This is a genomic window from Tardiphaga sp. (genome assembly GCF_044340795.1).
Lineage (GTDB): Bacteria > Pseudomonadota > Alphaproteobacteria > Rhizobiales > Xanthobacteraceae > Tardiphaga.
In genome coordinates this window covers 1-4103 of sequence record NZ_JBIISY010000376.1, presented here as the reverse complement: position 1 = coordinate 4103, position 4103 = coordinate 1, and the positions used below count along the sequence as shown (strand labels likewise).

Genomic DNA, 4103 nt, shown 5'->3' with positions numbered 1-4103 from the left:
AATGAGCAGCGTGTCGCCGGTGAACACGCGATCCTTCATCATGTAGCTGTAGGAATCGTCGGTGTGGCCGGGCGTGTACATCACGTCGAGGCTGACGCCCTCGATCATCACCTTGTCGCCATCGCTCACGCGCATCGCCACGACGTCGGCCTTGCTCTGGTCGCCCATCACGGTGACGCATTGCGTGCGCTCACGCAGCTCGGCAAGGCCGGTGACATGATCGGCATGCAGATGTGTATCGACGGCCTTCACCAGCCGCAGGTCTAGCTCGCGCAGCAATTGGCAGTAGCGGTCGACCTTTTCCAGCACAGGATCCAGGATCAGCGCCTCGCCGCCGTGGCGGCTGGCCAGCAGATAGCTGTAAGTGCCCGATACGCTGTCGAAGAGCTGGCGGAAGATCATGTCGCTCACCGTGTCTCAAGGCTGGTTGGGGTTTAATATTCCATGTAGTGGCCTCAAGTCAGAATAATACCCTACTCAAGCGATCTTGAGCGAATGTTTTCTGCTGCACGAATTGCTTCAGGCGGCCAGTCGGCCTAATGCTCCGGACGGAGGCGGATATGGCGGAATATGTGGTCGAGTTCGGCAAGGATGGCGGGCGGAGCGAGCCGGATGGCCGTCTGGATGCCGCTGCCTTTCACCGAAATCATGCGGCGATCTGGAAAGTTCTTGCGGCATCCTTGCAGCAACACAGCGGCGATGTTGTGGAGGTCGGCAGCGGCACCGGCCAGCATGTCATGTACTTCGCGGAGCATTCGCCGGACATCACCTGGTGGCCGAGCGACCTCAATGAGGCGCATCTGAAAAGCATCGCGGCATGGCGCGCGCATACACAGCGCGCGAATGTCCGCTCGCCGTTGCGGATCGATCTCACTGATCCCTTCTGGTGTCCCGAGATGACAAATGGCAACGGCCCGGGCGAGCTGCTGGCGGTGTTCTGCGCCAATGTCGTGCACATCGCGCCCTGGCCGGTGGCGGAGGGGCTGATTGCTGGCGCGGCAAAATACCTGCGGCCGGATGGCAAGCTCTTTATCTATGGCCCGTTCAAGCGGGGCGGCAAGCACACGGCGCTCAGCAACGCGACTTTCGACACCAGCCTGCGCAACGGAAATCCCGAATGGGGTGTGCGCGACGTGGAAGAGCTGGAAAAGGTCGCTGAAGGCGTGGACCTCAAGCTGAGCGAGGTCGTGGAGATGCCGGCCAATAATCTCATTCTCATTTTCAGGCGCGCACCCGCATAGGGCGGCTGCGTCGGCGTGTGTTGAACTGTCGCAGGCACGCCCGCATAGTCATTTCAGAACAACGGCTTGGAACGAACCAGGCCGATATCCGGGCGGAATCCCCATGAGCGAACCGACGAGTCCTGAGAGTTTCGACGATGCACGCGCGCGCGCCACGGTCTGGCGGCTTGCGGCGGCGCAGGCGCTGGGCGGCGCCAATTCGGCGGTCATCTTCGCCACCGGCGCGATTGTCGGCGCGACACTGGCGCCGAGTGCTTCGCTCGCGACGGTGCCGCTGTCGATGTATGTGGTCGGCCTTGCCGCAGCGACATTGCCGGTCGGTATCATCTCGCGTCGCTTTGGCCGGCGCGTTGCGTTCATCATCGGGAGCGGGGCAGGGGCGCTGTGCGGCCTGCTCGGTGCCATCGCCATTCTGCAGGCATCCTTTGTGCTGTTCTGCGTTGCGACCTTGTTCGGCGGCTTCTACGGCGCCGCTGCGCAATCCTATCGTTTTGCGGCGGCGGATGGCGCCAGCCCGGCCTATCGGCCCAAGGCGGTGTCATGGGTGATGGCCGGCGGCGTGTTTGCCGGCGTGCTCGGCCCGCAGCTCGTGCAATGGACCATGGATATCTGGTCGCCCTACCTGTTCTCCTTCAGCTTCCTCGCACAGGCGGTCGTCGCGCTGATTGCGATGGCACTGCTCTCCACGGTCGATGCGCCAAAGCCGGCGCCGGCCGACATGCATGGCGGCCGGCCGCTCGTTGAGATCATCAAGCAGCCGCGTTTCGTCGCCGCCGCGATTTGCGGCGTGGTGTCCTATGCCATGATGAATCTGGTGATGACCTCGGCGCCGCTGGCCATGAAGCTCTGCGGCCTCAGCCTCAGCGATTCCAATTTCGGTATTCAGTGGCACGTGGTCGCCATGTATGGGCCGAGCTTCTTCACCGGCGCGCTGATCACGCGCTTCGGCGCGCCGAAGGTCGTGGCCGTCGGTCTCCTGCTGGAAGCACTGGCTGCGATCATCGGCATGTCCGGTGTTACCGCTATGCATTTCTGGGTCGGGCTTGTGGTGCTCGGTGTTGGCTGGAATTTCGGCTTCGTCGGCGCCTCCGCCCTGGTGCTCGAAACCCATCGGCCGCAGGAGCGCAACAAGGTACAGGCGTTCAACGACTTCCTCGTCTTCGGCCTGATGGCGATCGGCTCGTTCTCGTCCGGCCAGTTGCTGGCGAATTACGGCTGGAACGCCGTCAATGCCGTGGTCTTCCCGCCGGTGGTGCTGGGCTTGGCGGTGCTGATGATTGCAGGCTTTGCGAAACGACGTGCGCTGAAGCAGGCGCAGGCGTTTCCGGACCCGGCGATCTAATGTCCTGTGTCCCGGACGCGCTGCAGCGTGAAACGCTGCCGCGCTGAGCCGGGACCATCGCAAACTCCGGCGTTTGATGCGGTCCCGGCTCTGCGGAGCAGCGCAAGAGCGCTGCTCCGCGTCCGGGACAAAGAGATCAATCCACCTCTGCCAGCTGCCCCGCCGTCTCGAACGCATCGCGCGGCCAGGCGATCTGCACCACGGCACCGTGGTCGGGAAACGTGCGGTTGCTGAAGGTGACCTTGGCGCCGGTGCGCTCCAGCAAGGTACGCGCGATGAAAACGCCGAGGCCGAGGCCACGGCGGGGCCCGTCTTCGGTATTGCGGCGACGTGACAGATAAGGCTCGCCGATGCGCTTCAGCAGGTCCGGGGGAATGCCGGGGCCGTCATCGGAGATCGAGAGCACGATGGCATCCGCGTTCCACCACGCATTCACCTCGACCTGTTCGCGGGCGAAATCGACGGCGTTCTCGAGTATGTTGCCGACGCCGTAGAGGATTGCGGGATTGCGCATGCCGACCGGCTCCGGCGCATTGGACACCGCGATCCGCACCTTGATGGCGACACCGAAATCGCGATGCGGCGAGACGGATTCCTCGATCAGCTGCGAGATGCGCATGCGGTCGAACGGCGCGCCGCTGGAATTCAGCTGCGTGATCTTGGAGAGGATTTCGCGGCAGCGCTGGGCCTGCTCGGCCATGGTGCGCAGGTCGCCGGCGAGCTCCGGATTCTTGTCGACATTCTTCACCAGTTCGCGCGAGATCAGGAAGATCGTCGCCAGCGGCGTTCCCAATTCATGGGCTGCCGCAGCGGCCAGGCCGTCGATCTGGGTCAGGTGCTGTTCGCGCGTCAGCACCAGTTCGGTCGCGGCGAGGGCGTCGGAGAGTTTGCGCGCTTCCTCGGTGACCTGGAAGGCATAGAGGCTGGTGACGCCGATGGCGGTCATGATCGAGAACCAGACGCCGAGCAGATAGATCTGCGGCAGCACCAGCGGATCGGCGGTGTCCCAAGGCAGCGGCAGGTGGAAAAAGGCCAGCACCGTGGTGCAGGTGGCGGCGAGGACGCCGAGGCCGATAGTGTAATTGGTCGGCAGCGCGGTGGCCGAGATCAGCACCGGCGCCAGGAACAGGAACGAGAACGGGTTCTGCAGGCCGCCGGTGAAATAGAGCAGGGCGGCGAGTTCGATGATGTTGAGCGCCAGCAATCCCGCCGCGCTGATGGCTTCCAGGCGATGCACCGGATTGAACAGGGTCTGCAGCACCAGGTTCAGCGCTGCCGACAGGCCGATGATCGTCACGCAAGGGATGATCGCCATGTCATATTCGAGGCCCTGCACCACCACGAAAATGGCGGCGAGCTGCCCGAGCGCGGCCAGCCAGCGCAGGCGCAGGATCGTGTCGAGTCGCACATAACGGCGCGGATGGCGAAAGTCGGAAGCGGAAACGTCGGTCATATCAGGAGTTTAATGGTTCGGTGGGAGGACCACAAACTGTGGGCGATGCGGCAAAGTCGCCGCTCTT

4 protein-coding genes are annotated in these 4103 nt (G+C 63.5%); 2 read left to right on the top strand and 2 right to left on the bottom strand.

Annotated features, from left to right (window positions below):
* On the bottom strand, window positions 1-402 hold a 402-nt coding region (locus tag ACIQ17_RS31665; protein WP_398473486.1), incomplete at its 3' end, for an MBL fold metallo-hydrolase.
* 158 nt (window positions 403-560) lie between these two features.
* On the opposite strand from ACIQ17_RS31665, the gene ACIQ17_RS31660 reads away from it, so the two are divergent.
* Together ACIQ17_RS31660 and ACIQ17_RS31655 are read left to right on the top strand one after the other, a co-directional pair.
* Entirely contained in the window at window positions 561-1241 is a 681-nt protein-coding gene (locus tag ACIQ17_RS31660) for a DUF938 domain-containing protein (RefSeq protein ID WP_398473485.1), read from the top strand.
* Window positions 1242-1344: 103 nt separating this feature from the next.
* Window positions 1345-2583 (top strand): MFS transporter, encoded by a 1239-nt coding sequence (locus ACIQ17_RS31655; protein ID WP_398473483.1) that lies wholly within the window; start codon window positions 1345-1347, stop codon window positions 2581-2583.
* 136 nt (window positions 2584-2719) lie between these two features.
* Here ACIQ17_RS31655 and ACIQ17_RS31650 read toward each other — a convergent pair whose 3' ends face one another.
* On the bottom strand, window positions 2720-4036 hold the full coding sequence (locus ACIQ17_RS31650) for an ActS/PrrB/RegB family redox-sensitive histidine kinase (protein WP_398473482.1): 1317 nt from the start codon (window positions 4034-4036) through the stop codon (window positions 2720-2722).
* Window positions 4037-4103: the final 67 nt, after the last annotated feature.